This window comes from Pseudomonas baetica, assembly GCF_002813455.1.
Lineage (GTDB): Bacteria > Pseudomonadota > Gammaproteobacteria > Pseudomonadales > Pseudomonadaceae > Aquipseudomonas > Aquipseudomonas baetica.
The window spans coordinates 5,092,324-5,112,632 of sequence record NZ_PHHE01000001.1 but is presented as its reverse complement, the minus strand read 5'-3'; the positions used below and the strand labels follow the sequence as shown (position 1 = coordinate 5,112,632).

The following is a 20,309-nucleotide window of genomic DNA, read 5'->3' as shown; positions in this document are numbered from 1 at the left end:
CTTTGCCGCGGAGTTTACAGCCGCAACCGCCGCTGTGAAGCCCGAAAACCGTGAAAGTCTGCTGAAAGGTTAGCGAAAGGTTGGGCCGTTAGAGTCGGTTTACGGACAGTTTCGACTGCCGTCGCTGCTGCCACACAGCGTTACGAAAAACGCCACGAAGCGTTTTCGACCAATAAGAACAATAAACGGAGTACACCCGCATGCCGTCCATGCAGCCTAGGGCTCTTATGCCTGTTCGCCCTTCCCGTTTCAGCCATACCGCTCTCGCCAGTGCCGCCGCCCTCGCCGGTTTTTCGCCGTTGAGTTTTGCCGACTTCATCGAAGACAGCAGCGCCACGTTCGAAACCCGCAACATGTATTTCAACCGTGACTTTCGCGATGGCACCAGTGCCCAGCAATCCAAGCGCGACGAGTGGGCCCAGGGCTTCATGCTCAATCTGCAATCGGGCTACACCGATGGCACCGTGGGGTTCGGTGTCGATGCATTGGGCATGCTTGGCGTAAAACTCGATTCGAGTCCGGATCGCACCGGCACCGGCCTGTTGCCAACCCACGACGACGGGCGCGCAGCGGATGAATATTCGAAAGTCGGCCTGACCGGCAAAGTAAAAATCTCCGCCACGGAACTGAAAATCGGCAGCCTGATTCCCGAACTGCCGATCCTCAAACCCAACGACGGACGCATCCTGCCGCAGACCTTTGAAGGCGGCCTGCTGACCTCAAGGGAAATCAAAAACCTGACTTTCACCGGCGGCCGCCTGGAGAAAGCCAAGGATCGCGACAGCACCGATTTCGAGGACATCGCCCTCAACAACAAGAACAGCCGCTTCGCCGGCACCGCTGCCGGCAAGCACTTCGATTTTGGCGGCGTAGACTACAAGTTCACCGACAAGATCACCGGCAGCTACCACTTCGCGCAACTCGACGAAGTCTACAACCAGCACTTCTTCGGCCTGGTCGCCTCGCGGCCGATGGGCCCCGGCACCTTCGCCACCGACCTGCGCTTCGCGGTCAGTGACGATCAGGGCGCGGCCCGTGGCGGCAAGATCGACAACCGCTCGCTCAACGGTCTGGTCAGCTACGCCCTGAGCGGCCACAAGTTCAGCGCCGGTTATCAGCACATGTCCGGCGACAGCGCCTTCCCGTATGTCGATGGCAGCGACCCGTATCTGGTCAACTTCGTGCAGATCAACGATTTCGCTGGCGCCGAAGAGCGCTCGTGGCAAGCACGCTACGACTTTGACTTCGCCAAACTCGGGATTCCCGGCCTGTCCTTCATGAGCCGCTACTTGAGCGGTGACAACATCAAGCTCAAGAACGGTGAAGAAGGCAAAGAGTGGGAGCGCAACACCGAGATCAAATATGTAGTACAAAGCGGCGCCTTGAAGGATGTCGCCGTGCGTTTGCGTAATGCCACTTATCGCTCCAATTACTCCGCTCGCGATGCTGATGAAGTGCGGTTGTTGGTGAGCTATAGCGTTGCCCTTTGGTGATTGATTGAAACGCCGGGCGCTGTGATCAAAAGATCAAAAGATCGCAGCCTGCGGCAGCTCCTACATGAAGCCCTTACAACAACAAGACCGTGGAGAAACCAATGAATTTGTCACTGCGTAAAGTTGCTCTAGCCGCTGGCGTCATGCTGTTTGCCGGCCAACTCATGGCCGAACCGAAACGCCCGGAATGCATCGCCCCGGCCTCCCCCGGCGGTGGTTTTGACCTGACCTGCAAACTGGCGCAGAGCGCGCTGGTCAACGAAAAACTGCTGAGCAAACCGATGCGCGTCACCTACATGCCCGGCGGTGTCGGCGCGGTGGCGTACAACGCCGTGGTTGCGCAACGGCCGGCCGACGCCGGCACGCTGGTGGCGTGGTCCAGCGGTTCGCTGCTGAACCTGGCCCAAGGCAAGTTCGGTCGTTTCGATGAGACCAACGTGCGTTGGTTGGCAGCGGTCGGCACCAGCTACGGTGCCATCGCCGTGAAAAGCGATTCGCCCTACAAGACCCTCGACGATCTCGTGCAGGCGCTGAAGAAAGATCCAGGCTCCGTGGTGATTGGTTCCGGCGGCACCGTCGGCAGTCAGGACTGGATGCAGACCGCGCTGATCGCCAAGGCTGCCGGGATCAACCCGCGTGACCTGCGTTACGTTGCCCTCGAAGGTGGCGGCGAAATTGCCACCGCGCTGCTCGGCGGGCACATTCAGGTCGGTAGCACCGACATCTCCGACTCCATGCCGCACATCCAGAGCGGTGACATGCGTCTGCTCGCGGTGTTCTCCGAGAAGCGTCTCGACGAGCCGGAAATGAAAGACATCCCGACCGCCAAGGAACAAGGCTACGACATCGTCTGGCCTGTGGTGCGTGGCTTCTACCTGGGGCCAAAAGTCAGCGACGAAGACTACGCCTGGTGGAAAGACGCGTTCGACAAACTGCTGGCCTCCAACGAGTTCGCCAAGCTGCGCGATCAGCGTGAACTGTTCCCGTTCGCCATGACCGGCGCGGAACTCGACACCTACGTGAAGAAGCAGGTCGCCGACTACAAAGTGCTGGCCAAAGAGTTCGGCCTGATCCAGTGATCGCCTCTGTCTAGCGGCTGCGTTCCCTATGACGGGGACGCGGCACAGGAGCTCCCATGCTTATTCAACGCATTTTCGCCTCGATACTGTTGCTGGCCTGTGCCGGCCTGGCCCTGATGGCGTGGCCGTATCAAGCGGCTTTTTCCTACGAACCGGTGGGCCCGCGAGCCTTTCCCCTGCTGATGCTCGGCCTGATGGGCGCGGCGCTGCTGTACATGGTGTTCCGCCCGGCCCCGATCAAACACAGTGAAGACGAGCCGCCACTGGATCGCGAAACCCTGACCAAGATCGGCATTTGCGTCGCGCTGTTGCTGGTGTTCGCCGGTCTCTTCGAACCGTTGGGTTTCATCCTCAGCAGCATCCTGATCGGTATTCCGATGGCGCGCCTGTATGGCGGTCGCTGGATGCCAAGCATCGTGGTCACCACGCTGATGGCGATCGGTCTGTACCTGCTGTTCGACCGTCTGATGGACGTTCCGCTGCCCCTCGGCCTCCTCGACGTTCTGGAGAACTGATATGGATACGCTTGGCTATTTGGGTCAGGGTTTCGGCGTCGCGCTGAGTCCCTATAACCTCGTGACCGCGCTGTGCGGCACCCTGATCGGCACCGTCGTCGGCCTGTTGCCGGGCCTTGGCCCGATCAACGGCGTGGCACTGTTGATCCCGATCGCGTTTGCCCTGGGTCTGCCACCGGAGTCGGCACTGATCCTGCTGGCAGCGGTGTATCTGGGTTGCGAATACGGCGGTCGGATCAGTTCGATTCTGCTGAACATTCCGGGCGAAGCGTCCACCGTAATGACCACCCTCGACGGCTATCCGATGGCCCGCAAAGGCTTGGCCGGTGTGGCGTTGTCGCTGTCGGCATGGAGCTCGTTCATCGGCGCATTCATCGCCACTTGTGGCATGGTGCTGTTCGCCCCGCTGCTGGCTAAATGGGCGATTGCCTTCGGCCCGGCGGAATACTTCGTGTTGATGGTGTTTGCGATTGTCTGCCTGGGCGGCATGGCCGGTGACCGACCGTTGAAGACGTTTATTGCGGCGCTAATCGGTCTGTTCCTGTCGAGCGTCGGCATCGACGCCAACAGCGGCGTGTACCGCTTCACTGGCGACAACATTCACCTGACTGACGGCATTCAATTCGTGGTGCTGGTGCTGGGTCTGTTCTCGATCAGCGAAATCCTGTTGCTGCTGGAGAAAACCCATCGCGGTCAGGAAGCGGTGAAAGCCACCGGGCGGATGATGTTCAACTTCAAGGAAGCATCGTCGGTGTTCGTGGTGAACATCCGTTGCGGCCTGCTCGGTTTCATCATGGGCGTGCTGCCGGGTGCCGGCGCGACGCTGGCCAGCGCCGTGGCCTACATGACCGAAAAACGCATCGCCGGTGCCAGTGGCAAATTCGGTGAGGGCGACGCCCGTGGTCTTGCTGCTCCGGAAACCGCCATCGGTGCTTCGGCCTGTGGCGCACTGGTGCCGATGCTGACGCTGGGCGTTCCGGGTTCGGGCACCACGGCGGTGATGATCGGCGCCTTGTCGCTGTACAACATCACCCCGGGGCCGCTGCTGTTCCAACAACAACCGGACATCGTCTGGGGCCTGATCGCCTCGTTGTTCATCGCCAACATCATGCTGGTGATCCTCAACATCCCGATGATCCGCATCTTCACCCGCATCCTCGCCGTGCCGAACTGGGCACTGGTACCCGTGATCGCGATCATCACCGGGATTGGCGTCTACGCGGTGCACGCCACCACGTTCGACCTGTTCCTGATGGTCGGCATCGGCATCTTCGGCTACATCCTGCGCAAGCTCGACTTCCCGTTGTCGCCAGTGCTGCTGGGTTTCATCCTCGGCGGTTTGATGGAGCAGAACCTGCGTCGTGCGCTGTCGATTTCCAACGGTGCGCTGGAGATCCTCTGGTCGAGCCCGATCACCTTCGGTGTCTGGGTGCTGACGGCGATCATGCTGTTCATGCCGCTGCTGCGTATCTGGCGCAAACGCTCGGTCGCCCGTCGCGCCGTTGCCGATGTCTGATCGGTCCTTCAAAACCTGGTGGGGAACCCCGCTGGTCGGTCTGCTTGGCGGCTTTGTCGCCAGCCAGATCGGCTGGCCGCTGCCGTGGATGGTCGGCTCGTTGCTGGCGATCATCCTGGTGCGCTGCCTGACCCCGTGGCAACTCACGGAAATCCCTGGCGGGCGCAAATGCGGCCAGTGGATTGTCGGGATCGGCATCGGCCTGCACTTCACCCCGGTGGTGATGGAGCAGGTGCTGAGTCATTTCGGTTTGATCTTTTTTGGCGCACTGGTCACCAGCCTGTCGGCGGTGGTGGGCGTGTGGTTGATGCGCCGCACGGGTGAGGATCGCGCCACCGCGTTTTTCTCCAGCATGCCCGGTGGTTCCGGAGAGATGGTCAACCTCGGCGCGCGCAATGGCGCGATGCTCAGCCATGTTGCGGCGGGGCAGAGTCTGCGGGTGTTGGTGGTGGTTTTGTGTGTGCCGGCGGCGTTCAAATATCTGCTTGGCGACGGCACGCCGATTTCTCATGCCGGCAGCGTCGATTGGCGCTGGCTGGCAATTCTGTTTCCGGCGGGTGCCTTGGCGGCGTGGATCTGGGAGCGGCTGCGGCAACCCAATCCGTGGCTGTTCGGGCCGTTGCTGGTAAGTGCGGCAGTGAGCATCGGCTGGGATCTGCACATCGGTTTGCCCAATGGCGGCAGTCAGATTGGCCAGTGGCTGATCGGCAGCGGCCTAGGCTGCCACTTCAACCGACAGTTCTTCCGGCGTGCGCCATCGTTCATGGGCCGCACACTGATTGGCACGGTGCTGACCATGTTGATAGCGACATTCGCGGCGTTGGGTTTGAGTGCGCTGACCCATCTGGATCTGCGCTCGCTGACCTTGGGCATGATGCCCGGTGGTATTGCCGAGATGAGCCTGACGGCGGAGACGCTACAACTGTCGGTGCCACTGGTGACGGCGATGCAGGTGATGCGGCTGTTGTTTGTGCTGTTTCTGGCGGAGCCGCTGTTCAAGTACTGGAATCGTAATCCCGAGTAACAACTGACAGACCGAGTTGCCTGCTTCGCGAGCAAGCCCGCTCCCACATGGGCTCTGTGGTTGCCACACATTATGTGAACACCACACATCCTTTGTGGGAGCGGGCTTGCTCGCGAAGGGGCCAACCCGGTCAAGCCATCAAACCGGCGGCAAACGCCACTCGATCAGTGTCTCGCCATTCTGCTCAAGAAACTTGTTGGTCCGGCTGAAGTGCCCGCAACCGAGAAAGCCGCGATACGCCGACAACGGTGACGGATGCACCGATGTCAGCACCAGGTGCTTGGTCGCATCGATCAACTTCTGTTTGCTCTGCGCATGGGCGCCCCACAGCATAAACACCAGATGCGGCTGCTGTTCGCTGACCAGTTCAATGATCCGGTCAGTAAAGAACTGCCAGCCTTTGTCCTTGTGCGCATTGGCGTTGGCGCGTTCCACCGTCATGGTAGTGTTGAGCATCAACACGCCCTGATCGGCCCAACTCTGCAAGTAACCGTGATTGGGGATGTCGATGTTCAGATCGCGTTTCAACTCTTTATAGATGTTGACCAGCGACGGCGGCGCCGGCACGCCCGGTTGCACCGAGAAGCACAAGCCATGGGCCTGGCCCGGGCCGTGATACGGGTCCTGGCCGAGGATCACCACTTTGACTTTATCCAGCGGCGTCGAATTCAGCGCATTGAAAATCAGCGGCCCCGGCGGATAGATCTCCTTGCCGGCCGCCCGCTCCTGCTGCAGAAAATTGCGCAACTCTGCCATGTAGGGCTGGTCGAATTCAGCACGCAGTGCCTCCTTCCAGCTCGGTTCGAGTTTGATACGGTCGTCAGCAGTCATGGTCATACCCGGCAAAAACAATGGGGCGAACCCTAGGAAAGCCGACCACGCTTGTCAATTGATCTGACGCAGATCCGGCACTTTCCCACACAGCGATCATACTGATCGTTCAAATTCCCGATCGAGGTCACGATGAATCTGCACTTCGAAGAACTCACCGGCACCGACGGCGCCCGCCTCGGTATCGCCAGCCTGGACGCTGAAAAATCGCTCAACGCGCTGTCCTTGCCGATGATCAATGCGCTGAGCGACAAGTTGAACGCCTGGGCCAAAGATCCCCAGATCGTCTGCGTCTTACTGCGCGGCAATGGCGCCAAAGCTTTCTGCGCCGGCGGTGAAGTGCGCAGCCTGGTGGAAGCCTGTCGCGCCCATCCCGGCGAAGTACCGCCACTGGCCGCACAGTTTTTCGCTGCGGAATATCGCCTGGATTACAGCCTGCACACCTACCCGAAACCGTTGATCTGCTGGGGTCACGGTTACGTGCTGGGCGGCGGCATGGGACTGTTGCAAGGCGCGAGCACGCGGATCGTCACGCCGAGCAGCCGTTTGGCGATGCCGGAAATCACCATCGGCCTGTATCCGGACGTTGGCGCCAGTTGGTTCCTGTCACGCCTGCCGGGCAAATTGGGGTTGTTCCTCGGACTGACTGGCGCGCACATCAACGGGCGTGATGCGATTGATCTGGATCTGGCCGACCGTTTCCTGCTCGACGAACAGCAACCGGAACTGATCGAAGGCCTGCTGCAACTGAACTGGCAGGAACAGACGCCGATGCAGCTCAACAGCCTGCTCAAGGCGTTGCAGCAGGAAGCCGTGGCGCAACTGCCCGAAGCGCAGTGGTTACCGCGTCGTCAGCAAATCGACGAACTGCTCGACGTCAGCGATGTGGCTTGCGCCTGGAAAGCCATCAGTCTGCAGCGTGACAGCAGCGATCCGCTCATCGCCCGAGCGGCCAAGACGCTGAGCGAAGGTTCACCGCTGACCGCTCATCTGGTCTGGGAACAGATCATCCGCGCGCGGCACATGTCCCTCGCCGAAGTTTTTCAGATGGAGTACACCCTGAGCCTCAACTGCTGCCGGCATCCGGAGTTCAGCGAAGGGGTCCGGGCGCGCTTGATCGACAAGGATCAGAAGCCGCACTGGCACTGGCCGGACGTCGGCAGTGTGCCGGATGCGGTGGTCGAGGCGCATTTTCACAAGGTTTGGGAGGGGCGGCATCCGTTGGCGGATCTGACGCAGTATTGAATCGCAGATTGCCCGCGATAGTTGCCTATTTAGCACTATCGCGGGCAGAGTCTGACTGACGTTAACAGGGTTAAATATTCAACTCGTAAAACTTTATTATTTCTGTCAGTGCGAGTGATGACTCCTCGTTTTCTTTTATCAAAATATCTTCCACATCTCGTAGCGGAGGGCGAGGATCCAGACGTTCAGCAAGTTGAGCCGCTGTGTAGTCTTGAGTTGAATTAGCTTCACCTAGAACTCTTATAAAACCAACAGCCGCTTCATTTCCGGAAAAATGATTGACGACTCGAATTTTTGGAGCCATCCCATAACTCACCACGATGACAAGATCATCCCGCTCGCGGTGAAACCTCAAATGTTCAATCGAAAGACCAACCGCTGAAAAATCGATCCCATCAAACCCACCCCCAGTGTTATCAATCACGTCCCTGCCGAGACCATCATATTTATAAATGTCATCGCCAGCGCCACCGGATAATGTGTCATTACCTGCGCCCCCCGAAAGCACATCATTGCCGACACTACCAGAGAGTAGATCGTCTCCCCGCATACCTCTGATTTCACCTGATCCGCTTAAAGTGTCATTACCGTGACTACCTACAAGCGGCAGGATTCCCCCATCTCGAATAGATTTGAAACTAACCGTATTATCAACAAGAACGCCATTGTGATAGGTGCCCGGAGCAGGACCTAGCTGACTCGCCTCCAAAAGTTCCTTCAGACTGACGCTCGTTCCATCGGAAAACTTTATAACTTCAATGCCGGAACCTTCGATATCTCCCGCATTTGGTAAAGCAATGCGAACTTTCTGAGTACCACCCCATTTGATATCAAGTGTCGAATACAGCATGTGCACCCGAGGTGGATGGCGATAGGCCTCACGGGGCGGATCGGGAGCCAATTCGATATTGACTGTTTCAAGCAACGCAGCCCCCCAACTTAATTGCAGCCCCTCACGCTTCGCTTCATCTGGAAGAATAACGGTATCTTGATCGGCCACCCCAAACTCGTCTCTCCATCCTGCGACTCCCAACTCAGGGCGAAGAAAAACAGGAGTCAGCACATCCGCGATTATGGTCGTCGCTCCAGCATGCTTCTGCACCCTGTAGGTATCGGCGCCATTTTCACCGTAAAGCCAATCAATCCCTGAACCGCTGATTAAATAATCGGCACCTTCCGATCCGAGCAACGTATCGTTGCCTGCTCCAGCCGAAAACACAGCGCCAGGGAACCTGTCATTCGCGGTGCCATAATCAAGCGGTGAGCCTGCATAAGCGACTATCAAGTCATCGCCCGCACCACCGTGAAATACATTCCCGACTTCGAGATTTACTCGCCCGCCGGCGGGGTCACCTTGGACGATTTTATGCTTGATCGTTTCAGTTGTTACATTCCATCGAAACTCTTTACGGACAGTTTCACCAGAACCGAAGCTTCCTGCCGGATAGATGTACCAGCCTTCAATCGAACCTGATTCTTTTCTATCCTCTACAATCACATCCCCTGTTTTAAACGAAAATCCACTACCAGAACCAGACCGATAATAATGTGGCTCATGAACGGCAGAAGGCATTACTCCTTCTGCCTTTACATTTCTGAAAGTAGTCTGGGATGTAGAGCTTGTCTGCCTGTCGCTATACACGGCACGGCCATATACCGAACCCATCCACTGCGGTGGATCAGACAAAGCTCCGCTCTCGACACTTTCATTAATCAGGTCTGTATAAGTGGTGTAACCCGTATCAGTGGTTACGATGTGACTTCTGACCCAGACACCCTGATCATTTAAAGAAAATCCTGTCGCTCGTCTGCTTGCCGAACGTTTCCCTTCAACTTCGGCAAAGAATTTTCCAGCTGCAAAAATTCCACCATCAACATTCGCCTCATGCTCTTCGCTGGAATCATCAATGGCTGGCTGAACCGAAATACCAGCTACATCCATAGATTCACTGGTGTTTTCTGTTTTTCCCTTGTTATCCGTGGCCTCCGTTACCCTCGGGACGATCCCAACTACCGGAGCAAGTGTTTTATTGATGACATCCTGGTAACCCAAGACCGAACCATCACTGAAACTGAAAATTGAGCCATGCCACGCCTGATGATTTTTTATCAGCACGGTGTCACCCGCTCTATTTGACAGGCGTAATACCGGGCTCATTTCAATCTGACGAATTTCCGCTTGCAGATTCTCCGCAGAAAATCCGGCTCCAAATTTCATGACATTACTACCACCGGCGTCGGCTATAACATCAAGCCCATCACCGGCTCCGAAATAGTAAATATCATCACCATCTAACGCCTCCAGGTGATCATTACCGGCTCCGCCTTCAAACACATTGTTTCCTGAATCACCGCGTAGAAAGTCCGTACCCTCACCGCCAAATAATGTGTCGTCTCCACCGCCGCCAAGCAATGTATCGTTGCCTGAACCACCGTCCAGATAATCTGCGCCATGTTCGATTTCAGGTGTTTGCTCGTAGTCGCCAGATATCAAGTCATCGCCAGCACCGCCCAAAAGCGTATCGGCGCCTAAACCGCCCCAAAGCGTGTCATTTCCGGCATCACCTTGAATGTAGTCATCGTTGGTTCCACCGGATTGCAGGTTTGGTTCGTCGCCATCCAGAGCATCGGCCCCCGGGCCACCTATTAATGTGTCACAGCCACCTAATCCACGAAGCGTATCGTCCCCCAGACCGCCATCGAGCAGATCATCACCGTGGTAACGAATCGGATGGTCGTGGTAATCGCCGACCATCCGATTCGTTACCTTCGCCACCAAACAGCAAATCAGCAGCACCGCCGCCCCAGAGCGTGTCGTCGCCTGCTCCACCATCGAGAAAATCACGTCCGAAGAAATGCGCGGCGTCACCCGCAACACCATCCAATACATCGTCATCACCCTTCAGGACATCGTTGCCGAGACCTCCATACAGCACGTCGCTACCACCGTTCCCGGCAAGAGCATCATTACCAATCCCCCCCTCCAACAGATCGTTGCCATGGTGTTTGCTTTGGAGCCCTCCCCCCCAATCAAGGTTGTCTCCCAGCAATGTGTCATTGCCACTCCCGCCAACTAAAGTGTCGCCCCCCTCTCCGCCGTACAAATGATCATCGTCAGTTCCGCCGTCAAGAAGATCCGCCCCCCAGCCACCATTGATAACGTCTCTTCCGCTCTGACCGTACAGCACGTCATCATCGCCCTCCGATGGACTGTTCAACGAAGCCTTGGAAAACACAACACGGTGACTGGTGACATCGCCACCTATAAGAACGTCGACCTGCTTGAAATTCCAATCCTGCTCCAGCGCTCCAGTTGCTTCATCACCGGATAAAATGTCGTCACCTGCTCCCCCAACCAACGTGTCCCGACCGTTCCCGCCGAGCAGTACATCTCGAGAGGCAGTACCGACAAGCAGGTCTTCGCCCTGCCCTCCATCCAGCCAATCCCCACGATTCACTTTGCCTTTAGCGGCACCTTCACCCATGGCTTTTTCGAGGGTCGTCTGCTTGTCCCCAAATAAACGGTCGCTTCCTGCTTTGCCGAATAATCGATCCGAACCACCGAGCCCGAGGATGACGTCGTCTTTTGGTGATCCGTAAATTACGTCGGCTTTATTCCTCTGCTTCACATTGGGCAACAACACAGCGTTGCCCAACTCATCGTATGAAGGTTGATGACCTGGAATATCGGGATCGGCATCTTTCGCTTTCCAGTCACCTTGGACGACAAGGTCAGGCGCAGAAAGGGACTGTCCTTCGTAATCAGGAAGCTCTATGCCCAGCAAGCCTGGCCTGTAGCGCTTGATAACAATGAGATCACTCTGGCCGTATTTGATATTCAACGTGCTATCAGCGTGGTCTTCGATAAGCGTTAAAGTGATGGGCCGATCTTCCGTAAACCACGTATTACTTAAAGGCGCGCTGCGTTTGAGGGCAGGAATCGAAAGGCCATTTATCAACAACCGGCCATCAGCATTTGCATCGAAGATCTCATCGATACCGTCACCGCTGGCAAACTCGTACCGGTCATTACCCTCGCCACCGGTCAGAGAATCACGCCCCCTGCCACCATTCAAAACATCATCGCCCGCCATGCCGTACAGCGCGTCATTGCCGTCGCCACCGCTTAACGAGTCGTTACCACGAGCGCCTTCGATTACGTCACTACCCGCCAGTCCATTGATAGAGTCATTGCCGCCACCGCCATACAGATGATCGGCATTTGTCGCGCCACTGAAAGATCGCCCACCATCATCACCGAACACCACCAGCGGGTTTGAAACGCCAGTCATCATTGGTGCCTGTTTGCCCATGCCGATATCAGAATAGGAAAAATTCTGTCGTGTGTTTTCTCCGAACGAGCCATGGGTTCTGGAAATCAACCGGCCCAACATTTCTGCGCGATCAGAAATCCATTGTTCGGTAATAAAGCCTTCGCCAGTGGCAGGGTCATAAAGCTCCAACTCGCGGTCGGGAAAACCGTCATCTCGCTCTATGACTATTTCGCTCAGTTGTTTAAGCGAGTTGCGTAATGCCTGGCCGATTGGCGTTGCCTGGCCAGCCTGCTTTGCCCACGCGGTCGCGCCGCCGTATTCACTAAGGGTTCTGGTAACGATGCTTTGGGATTGAGTCGGTGAAAACGTTGAGAAAAATGCGTAAGCGTTGGATGCGAACGTTTCATCGGTGGTGGGCGCGGTATTAGAGTTGCCGTCGTATGTTCGCCTGAACATGTCAAAAAAGAATTTATGCCATATCGCAATATAAGATCAACGATAGGCGAAACAGGTGTGCCTTTCACCACATGCTGCATTAATGGGCTGATATTCTCACTGACCGTTGCAATATTGATTTGCTCAGGCACTACTGAAAACAAGCTCTCAAGCACATTCAGACCAAAATTATTGATCGTTGCGCGAAGGCCGACACTGTATGAATCGATGGCAAATAGAATATTTTTGAAATCATCGAACCTATTAACTTTAGCCAGTTCATGACTGCCTTTGATTTCTGAGTTGGGGTCGCCTGCGGAAATTAATCTCCAGGTTTCATATGGGGGCTTTCCGCCTAATAGACTGAAACCGATAGTTCCTGACCAACCTGCGTTATGGCTCGTAGCGGTATCGTCCTTACCTACGCCATCAAGGAATAAAACCCTTCCAATGGCACTCGCGTCAATACCTGCGATTTGGCTGATTGAAGGAACTGTCCATGGCGCCAAATCGTCCTTAACTGATCCATACAACAGCGTATTCATGAAATTCACTGCAACCTGATTTGAAGACGCCTGCATTTTTGACTCAGCGAACCTCATACTTAATCGAAGTTCCCCTTGCCGCATAGTGTAAGCGCGAATCAAAGCGGAGTAAGCACCCTGCCCGCCATTTGCGTCAATCGCCACATCAAGCCAAAGTCTGGCACTCTTCAAAACATCAATTACATCCTTCTCAAAGAGAATATTTTCAGAAATTTTTCCCCCAATAACTTTAGATAAGAGCTGATAAAAGGAAGCGCAGTTTCGTCCCTCTTCCGCCAAAGCTATATACTCTCTAATATCTTGGTCAAATCGCATCCCACCAGAAGCATTCGCGACCTTCAAAACCATTGCCCTTTCTAAATCATCAAAAACATAACTCATAGTTACTTCCCTGTAATTATGGAGCGTGAAAGATAATCACTAACAAATTTAAGCGCCTCAGGCGCACCTCGCAACGAACTTGTGTCCAGCCCGACACGTCCATCCCCACCTGCGAAATCAAAGCTGTAGAGTTGGACCGTGCAGCGGGTCTGTAACGCTCCAAAATCCAAGCTTTCCAGTTGCTGTTTATTAAGCTTCAACAAGTCTGATTTTCCAAAACCGCTCGCCTGAACCTTGTCACCAGGAAAACGCAAACCATCACAACTGATCGTTCGAGGCGTTCCGTCATGTCGACGCCAATCACGCATAACAAACGTTGTAATGGAAAGTTCATTCTTGAAATGAGGCGGAGGAGCATTAAGCCAAAGCTCTAATCCTGGATAATTTTTTAGTTGCACAATCAAATCATCCGGCCAATCTACATGTTGATACCCCATCCTGTGCGGCTCAGTGGGCGTCTTCCGGGTATAGAGCCTGGCCGCAACCTGGAAATACCCCCAACTGGCAGGCTTTTCTATCCCGCTCAGTTCATACTCCGTAAGGAGTTCGGTTCCCGTCCACCAAAACGAGCCCTCAAGAACATCTGCAATGCATGAGCCGTCACTCTTCAATGTCGATCCGAAATAAAATCCGGGTATCCGAGTTCGATCGAGCAAGCTCCCGCCCCGGATAGGCACCTGCTCCATACCCGCCAGTTTTTTACTACAGTCTCCTTGTTCCTTTTGATAAATCGCCCTGCGTTCTGCTGCCTCCTCCCATTCAATATAAAAATCCACCATCCAATAGCACACCAGTAAAACCAGACCATACTTCAGTAAGGCTTTACACCGTCTTAAGGCTTCCTTGCGTGACATCTTAAACATTTCAAATCTCCATTTTAAAATGACAAAACACTCTAGTTAAAACCGTCCCGCTATTGCATCTTCAAAAACCTCAAAGTAGCCCTTCAGACCGGCACTTACATCAAAGCTGCTTGCCGTCAGCCACGCGACCTTTCTGATACGATCAAACTCCCCGGGACAAGTTAAAACTCTGCATACGTTGGCAGCTATTGATTCGCTTTGAAAAAAGTCGACAAGAACCCCATTGCATCCGTGAACAACAACTTCCTTCACCGGAGCTGTATCAGAACCGACCACCACACAACCAGACGCCATTGCCTCCAACACAGACCAAGACAAAACGAACGGATACGTCAAGTAAACGTGCACCGTTGAAAGTTGCAGAACAGTTCTATATTCCTGATAAGGAAGCCTCCCCGCAAAATGCACATTGGCAGTATCGCAATCCACCTCAGACAACATCCGCTCTCGCCAATTTCTATATCCGACAGGCCTCCGCCCATAGCTGACTTCATCTCCACCGACAATGACTATTTGAGCGGCCGGACACTCAGCCTGGATATAAGGAATGGATCTCATGAAACTATGAAACCCACGATAAGGCTCAAGATTTCTGGCAACGTAGGTCACAATTGGCTGACCCGCCGCAATCACACACCCACTGGGCAGCGTTGCAAATTTAACTTTCTCTGGATGAGAAGCTTGGATAACACCTTCATGAATGATACGAATTTTAGACTGATAGTTTTGCGGAAAAAGACTACGCTGCCACTGTGTCGGCGCAATACCTATATCGCACTGTTCAAGATTCAAGAGATGCATTGAGTTCAGGATTCTTAGTCTTGACGAGGCGTCCCGTGCACAGGGAAACTCAGGGTCAAAACCTGAGTCTGCCCCCTCCGCTCGATAATAATATTCACAGAAGTGAATCAGCGGCACATCCGGGTATGCGTCCTTTGCAAATAACGTTTCACCCCACCCGGGATGAGCGAGAATAACGTCGGGTCGATACCGCTCTTGCTTGAGTTTCCTCAACAAACCTAAAACACTTTTCCCATCCAGCACAGCACTTTCATATCCATGCAAATACGGATGACTGCTATTAGTGTTATTTATTGAAGACCGATAACGAAAAACGCTTACACCCGCTATACCCGATGCAGTATCCCGCCCAATTGCCAGTACCTTGAAACGCCTACGAAGTGCTTCCAATGCAACATGGCGAAATTGACCTGGAAAATTTTGATGAATAATAAGCAGATTCATACCTGAACAAACTTCCGTGTTTATATATCTCCATAAAATTGAAGTCTTCCAACATCAATTGACATATACAAACGCTAACAAACATTCAGAAATAAAACTGTAGGAGGCTTCCGAGATTCTCCTAGGAGATGGACACACGATTCATTTTCGGCAGGCACAAAAAAAGCGGCGCTCAATGCGCCGCTTTTTGTTTGCGGTGAGTTACCAGCGGTTGCCACGTCCGTTGTGGTCGCCGCGTCCGCTGTGGCGGTCGTAGTTGCCGCGACCGCGGTGGTCGTTGTCCCAACCGCCGCGGCGGTGGCCATCCCAGCGTCCGCGATCATTGCCGTGCCAGCGACGGCTTTCGTAATAACGCGGGGCCGGCTGGTAGTAGCGTGGCGCCGCCTGGTAATAGCGCGGTTGCTGGTAGTAACGCGGTGCTGGCTGGTAGTAGCGCGGCTGCGTGTAGTACGTGCCGCCGCTGTAGTACGCCGGCGCGGGTGATGAGTAGACCTCTGACCTGTAATAGCTGTCTCCGTATGAATAAGGGACACATCCGCCAATGGAAAAAAACATCACGGCAAGCAGTAGGATTCGGCGATACATGGCGGCCTCCTGGACCGCGGGTAGCCACACCAGCGACGCTGGCAGGCGTCAGTCGTTTATTCGGTGACTGACGAAAGATCAGACAGCGTTTTCGGAATCTGGTGCGTTTCTGCAACAAGTTGAAACAAGTGATTTATGAAACCTTGTTCATCCGCCAAACGCCGTCATTCAGCGGCTGATTAGTGGTGGCCACCGTGATATCCGCCGCCGTGATAACCCCGTCCGTAGCCACAAACCTGACTTATCTTCAGATCAGCGGCGTCGCTACCAAAGCAAATCCTTGTAGGAGTGAGCCTGCTCGCGATAGCGGTGTGTCAGACATATTATCTGTGAATGCCACACCGCTATCGCGAGCAGGCTCACTCCTACAGGGATCGACGTGGCGAAAGGTAAAGACAGGAACGACCCTTCGCGCCGCACATGGAGCAGCTATTTTCCCCGCAGTCCCATTAAAATGCTGCCATCGGGCCACTGCCAACGGATCTGCCATGCCGCTTCGTTCTCCGCTGTACTCCCAACGTTCGCTGGTACTGACGCTGATCGCCCTGCTCGGCGCTGGCTTCCTCGCCACCTCGCTGCTCAGCTACTACGCTTCGCGCGCGTCGATCCGCGACAACATCGTCAACACCGAACTGCCGCTGACTTCCGACACGGTCTATTCGGAAATCCAGAAAGACCTTGTAAGACCGATCCTGATTTCCTCGATGATGTCCCGCGACACTTTCATGCGCGACTGGGTGGTGAACGGTGAGCAGAATCCCGAGCAGATGACCCGTTACCTCGACGAGGTCATGACCCATTACGGTGCCTACACCGCGTTCTTCGTCTCCAACAGCACCCTCACCTACTACCACGCCAAGGGTGTGCTCAAGCAAGTCAAAGTCGATGAACCACGCGATGCCTGGTACTTCCGCGTGCGCGACATGAAAGACCCATACGAAATCAACGTCGACCCGGACCTGGCCAACAAGGACAACCAGACGTTCTTCATCAACTACAAGGTCTACGACTACCACAACCGCTTCATCGGCGCGGCTGGCGTCGGTCTGACGGTGGATGCGGTGATCAAACTGATCGACAAGTATCAACAGCGTTATCAACGCAGCGTGTATTTCGTCGACACCTTTGGCCGACTGGTGCTGACTGGCGCCGAGGGCGGCCCAGAAGGTGCGCATATCGGGCAAAGCCTCGGTGAACTTGAGAGCATGAAAAGCCTGGTCAGCCAGTTACCCAAGCCGCACAGCGGCAGCTACGAGTACTCCGCGCATGGCCAAGGGCATTTCCTCAACGTGCGGTTTATTCCGGAGCTGAACTGGTACCTGTTCGTCGATAAACGCGAGGACGGCGCGCTGAGTGAAATTCGTCAATCGCTGTACCTCAATCTGTTGATCTGCCTGCTGGTCACACTGATCGTGCTGGCGCTGCTCAATCGAGTGATTAAACGTTTTCAGGCGAAGATCCAGGCCCAGGCCACGCTCGACAGCCTCACTGAGCTACCGAACCGCCGCGGCTTCGATCTGCTCGCCGTACAAGCCCTGCACGAAGCGCAACGGGAAACCAAACCACTGACCGCGTTGTTGCTGGATCTCGATCACTTCAAGGCATTGAACGACACCTACGGCCACATGGCCGGCGATCAGGTGTTGATCGGTTTTGCCCGCGATTTGCAAAGTTGCCTGCGCCATGCCGACATCGTCTGCCGCTGGGGCGGTGAGGAATTCATCGTTTTGCTGAAGGACACCGACGGCGAAACGGGTCAGAAAATTGCCGAGAAGATCCGCCAGCACGTCGAGCAACACGAATATGCCTACAACGGCCACAGCATGAATCTGACGGTGAGCATCGGTGCGACCACCCTGCAACGCGATGACACCTTGCACAGCCTGCTGTCGCGGGCCGATCATGCAATGTACCGAGCCAAACAAACCGGCCGTAACCGCACTTGCGTGGAAATGCCCCACTCGACTTATGCCTGATTCCGACGTTAAACCCGACCACTGCCCGGCCTGCGGCGCTCGTAACGACTGCAGCCTGGCCGACCCGCGCACTGCCGACCGCGAATGCTGGTGCTATGGCGTGAGCATCGACCCGGCAGTGCTTGAAGCCTTGCCGCCAGCGTTACGCGACAAATCCTGCCTGTGCCCGCGCTGCGCCCAGGTCGAGGCGCAACTGCAAGCGGCCAAACCGGCGATCCCGTAAGATGCGCGCCCCTTTATCCATCGAATTCTGAACATGCGCGTCGACCGTTTCCTCAGCAACCTGCCCCGCTACAACCGTCAGCAGGTTCGCCTGTTGCTGGTGGAAAAGCGCGTGCGGGTTGACGGAAAAGTCGTCATTGACCCGCACAGCGAAGTGCTGGAATTCAGCCGTGTTGAAGTCGATGAGGAAGTACTGCAACTCGGCAAACCGGCGCGCTACTTCATGCTGCACAAACCGCCCGGCTGCGTCAGCGCCACCCGCGATCCGCAACACCCGACCGTGCTTGACCTGATGGATGAGCCGGACAAGGACGACCTGCACATCGCCGGACGCCTGGACTTCAACACCACCGGGCTGATGCTGATCACCAACGACGGCACCTGGTCGCGGCGCCTGACCCAGCCGCAGACCAAACTGCCAAAGGTTTATTACGTCGAAACCGAGCAGGACATCACTGCGGAATATGCGCTCAAGTTTGCCGAGGGGATCTACTTCGCCTTCGAGGATCTGACCACGCAGCCCGCACAACTGGAGTTGCTCGGCTCGAGGTCGGCGCGCCTGAGCATCGTCGAGGGTCGCTACCATCAGGTGAAGCGCATGTTTGGTTACTTCAACAACAAAGTCCTGCGCCTGCACCGCGAATCCATGGGCCCGTTGCTGCTCGATAACGCGCTAAAACCGGGCGAGTATCGTGCTTTGCGCACCGAAGAGATTCATTTGTTCTAAGCAGCCGACCGCTCAGCAGAAGTTGTCGAACAATTTACCAACGGCACTTGCGCGATCCCCCCACCCCTGCTTGAATCAGGACGTCGGCCAGATTGTGACCGATTAGTCACAACATACATCCAAGAAACTTTTTGCCGGTAGAGAGCCCTCAGGTTCCGCCTTGCCCCGGCAAACTGCCCGCCAATAACAATACCCGTCGACCGTAGTCATGGATCGACATGGGCCTGCAAATTCCAGGCGTATGCCTACCTGTCACAAAGCTCGTGCAATCTCTATTTGCGCGCATACCCGCTTGCTTGCCAGGAGTCTTATGACATGAGGCCAGAAATCGCTGTGCTGGATATACAGGGTCAGTATCGGGTTTACACGGAGTTCTATCGCGCAGACGCCGCAGAAAAGACCATCATCCTGGTCAACGGCTCGATGGCCACGACTGCGTCGTTTGCACAAACCGTGAAAAATCTGCACCCGCAATTCAACGTGGTCTGCTACGACCAGCCCTACGCTGGCCGGTCAAAAGCCCACAACCGCCATGAGAAACATCTGACGAAAGACGTCGAAGGGATGATCCTGCTGGAGCTGATCGACCACTTCGCCGCCGAGCACGTGTTGTCGTTCTCCTGGGGCGGTGCCGCCACCCTGGTTGCCCTCGCGCACCAGCCACGGCGCATCGAAAAAGCCGTGATCAGCTCGTTCTCACCGGTGATCAACGCGCACATGCTCGACTACCTGGAGCGTGGCGTCGACTACCTCGGCCAGCGCGACGGCGACCGGGTCGGCGAACTGGTCAACAGCACCATCGGCAAACACTTGCCGTCGCTGTTCAAACGCTTCAACTACCGCCACGTCAGCAGCCTGGCCGAGCACGAATACGGGCAGATGCACTTCCACATCAGTGACGTGCTGCACAGCGATCGCCAGTGCTACTTAAACGCAGCGAAGAAAATCAACGTACCGGTGCTGTTTCTCAACGGCGAATGGGACGAATACACCGCCGCCGAAGACGCCCGCCTGTTCGGCAACCACGTGGCGCAAAGCACCTTCACCACCCTGCAAGCCACCGGGCACTTTCTCGACATGGAGCACAAGGCTGCCTGCCGCGATAGCCAGAACGCCCTGCTCGGCTTTCTGAAACCGGCACCGCAGGCTAGCCGAACGCGTTACTCGTTTGTTCAGGATCACCATGCACTGGCCATTTGAAAAAGCGTCGTCGCGAGCAAGGCTGCCGGGCTGAGTACGTTGTTTACAAGGCCCGCAGCGCTTGCCCGCGATTGACCGATTTCAGCGCTGTAACGTTATGCGAGCAAAAGAAAACTTCAAATCCGTGGCCGAGTCTGGTACAAAGTCAGCCGC

At 55.5% G+C, this 20,309-nt stretch carries 17 protein-coding genes; 10 read left to right on the top strand and 7 right to left on the bottom strand.

Annotated elements, in window-relative coordinates; translation table 11 throughout:
* Positions 1 to 200 precede the first annotated feature (200 nt).
* The 5 genes from ATI02_RS23585 to ATI02_RS23565 all read left to right on the top strand — a co-directional run bounded on the left by ATI02_RS23585 (position 201) and on the right by ATI02_RS23565 (position 5,627).
* Positions 201 to 1,493 (top strand): OprD family porin, encoded by a 1,293-nt coding sequence (locus ATI02_RS23585; protein ID WP_095187695.1) that lies wholly within the window; start codon positions 201 to 203, stop codon positions 1,491 to 1,493.
* Positions 1,494 to 1,594: 101 nt separating this feature from the next.
* Positions 1,595 to 2,572, top strand: a complete 978-nt coding sequence (locus tag ATI02_RS23580) for a Bug family tripartite tricarboxylate transporter substrate binding protein (RefSeq protein ID WP_100847521.1) — start codon at positions 1,595 to 1,597, stop codon at positions 2,570 to 2,572.
* Between the two features lie 56 nt (positions 2,573 to 2,628).
* Positions 2,629 to 3,087 carry a tripartite tricarboxylate transporter TctB family protein gene (locus tag ATI02_RS23575; protein ID WP_095187693.1) on the top strand — a complete coding sequence of 153 codons (459 nt, stop codon included), beginning with the start codon at positions 2,629 to 2,631 and terminating at the stop codon, positions 3,085 to 3,087.
* 1 nt (position 3,088) lies between these two features.
* Positions 3,089 to 4,603: a tripartite tricarboxylate transporter permease gene (locus ATI02_RS23570; protein ID WP_095187692.1), complete on the top strand. Its 1,515-nt coding sequence runs from the start codon at positions 3,089 to 3,091 to the stop codon at positions 4,601 to 4,603.
* On the top strand, positions 4,596 to 5,627 hold the full coding sequence (locus tag ATI02_RS23565) for an AbrB family protein (protein WP_100847520.1): 1,032 nt from the start codon (positions 4,596 to 4,598) through the stop codon (positions 5,625 to 5,627). The genes ATI02_RS23570 and ATI02_RS23565 overlap by 8 nt, the downstream gene beginning before the upstream one ends.
* Before the next feature lie 138 nt (positions 5,628 to 5,765).
* On the opposite strand, the gene ung is transcribed toward ATI02_RS23565, so the two are convergent.
* Positions 5,766 to 6,458: a uracil-DNA glycosylase gene (ung, locus tag ATI02_RS23560; RefSeq protein WP_100848491.1), complete on the bottom strand. Its 693-nt coding sequence runs from the start codon at positions 6,456 to 6,458 to the stop codon at positions 5,766 to 5,768.
* A 132-nt stretch (positions 6,459 to 6,590) separates the two neighbouring features.
* On the opposite strand from ung, the gene ATI02_RS23555 reads away from it, so the two are divergent.
* On the top strand, positions 6,591 to 7,703 hold the full coding sequence (locus ATI02_RS23555; protein WP_095187690.1) for an enoyl-CoA hydratase/isomerase DspII: 1,113 nt from the start codon (positions 6,591 to 6,593) through the stop codon (positions 7,701 to 7,703).
* A gap of 70 nt (positions 7,704 to 7,773) precedes the next feature.
* On the opposite strand, the gene ATI02_RS33095 is transcribed toward ATI02_RS23555, so the two are convergent.
* From ATI02_RS33095 to ATI02_RS23535, 6 genes are all read right to left on the bottom strand, one after another.
* Complete coding sequence (locus ATI02_RS33095) at positions 7,774 to 10,458, bottom strand: calcium-binding protein (RefSeq protein WP_167394858.1); 2,685 nt, start codon at positions 10,456 to 10,458, stop codon at positions 7,774 to 7,776.
* Positions 10,415 to 12,166, bottom strand: coding sequence for a calcium-binding protein (locus ATI02_RS32130; protein ID WP_167394892.1), 1,752 nt, complete (start codon positions 12,164 to 12,166; stop codon positions 10,415 to 10,417). The genes ATI02_RS33095 and ATI02_RS32130 overlap by 44 nt, the downstream gene beginning before the upstream one ends.
* Before the next feature lie 44 nt (positions 12,167 to 12,210).
* Positions 12,211 to 13,338, bottom strand: coding sequence for a hypothetical protein (locus ATI02_RS32325; RefSeq protein ID WP_167394891.1), 1,128 nt, complete (start codon positions 13,336 to 13,338; stop codon positions 12,211 to 12,213).
* 2 nt (positions 13,339 to 13,340) lie between these two features.
* The gene (locus tag ATI02_RS23545; RefSeq protein WP_100847519.1) at positions 13,341 to 14,201 is read right to left on the bottom strand and encodes a hypothetical protein; all 861 of its coding nucleotides are present in this window, start codon (positions 14,199 to 14,201) and stop codon (positions 13,341 to 13,343) included.
* 36 nt (positions 14,202 to 14,237) lie between these two features.
* On the bottom strand, positions 14,238 to 15,446 hold the full coding sequence (locus tag ATI02_RS23540; RefSeq protein ID WP_100847518.1) for a glycosyltransferase family 4 protein: 1,209 nt from the start codon (positions 15,444 to 15,446) through the stop codon (positions 14,238 to 14,240).
* Between the two features lie 201 nt (positions 15,447 to 15,647).
* Positions 15,648 to 16,031, bottom strand: a complete 384-nt coding sequence (locus ATI02_RS23535; protein ID WP_095187689.1) for a hypothetical protein — start codon at positions 16,029 to 16,031, stop codon at positions 15,648 to 15,650.
* A gap of 488 nt (positions 16,032 to 16,519) precedes the next feature.
* Between ATI02_RS23535 and ATI02_RS23525 the strand changes: the two genes are divergently transcribed.
* From ATI02_RS23525 to ATI02_RS23510, 4 genes are all read left to right on the top strand, one after another.
* Positions 16,520 to 18,007, top strand: a complete 1,488-nt coding sequence (locus ATI02_RS23525) for a sensor domain-containing diguanylate cyclase (protein WP_100847517.1) — start codon at positions 16,520 to 16,522, stop codon at positions 18,005 to 18,007.
* Complete coding sequence (locus ATI02_RS23520; protein WP_095187687.1) at positions 18,000 to 18,230, top strand: cysteine-rich CWC family protein; 231 nt, start codon at positions 18,000 to 18,002, stop codon at positions 18,228 to 18,230. Before ATI02_RS23525 ends, ATI02_RS23520 begins: the two co-directional genes overlap by 8 nt.
* Before the next feature lie 33 nt (positions 18,231 to 18,263).
* Positions 18,264 to 18,956 carry a pseudouridine synthase gene (locus tag ATI02_RS23515; RefSeq protein ID WP_100847516.1) on the top strand — a complete coding sequence of 231 codons (693 nt, stop codon included), beginning with the start codon at positions 18,264 to 18,266 and terminating at the stop codon, positions 18,954 to 18,956.
* 315 nt (positions 18,957 to 19,271) lie between these two features.
* A complete protein-coding gene (locus ATI02_RS23510) occupies positions 19,272 to 20,156 on the top strand; it encodes an alpha/beta fold hydrolase (RefSeq protein WP_100847515.1) in 885 nt (294 codons plus the stop codon).
* The last annotated feature ends 153 nt before the right edge of the window (positions 20,157 to 20,309 follow it).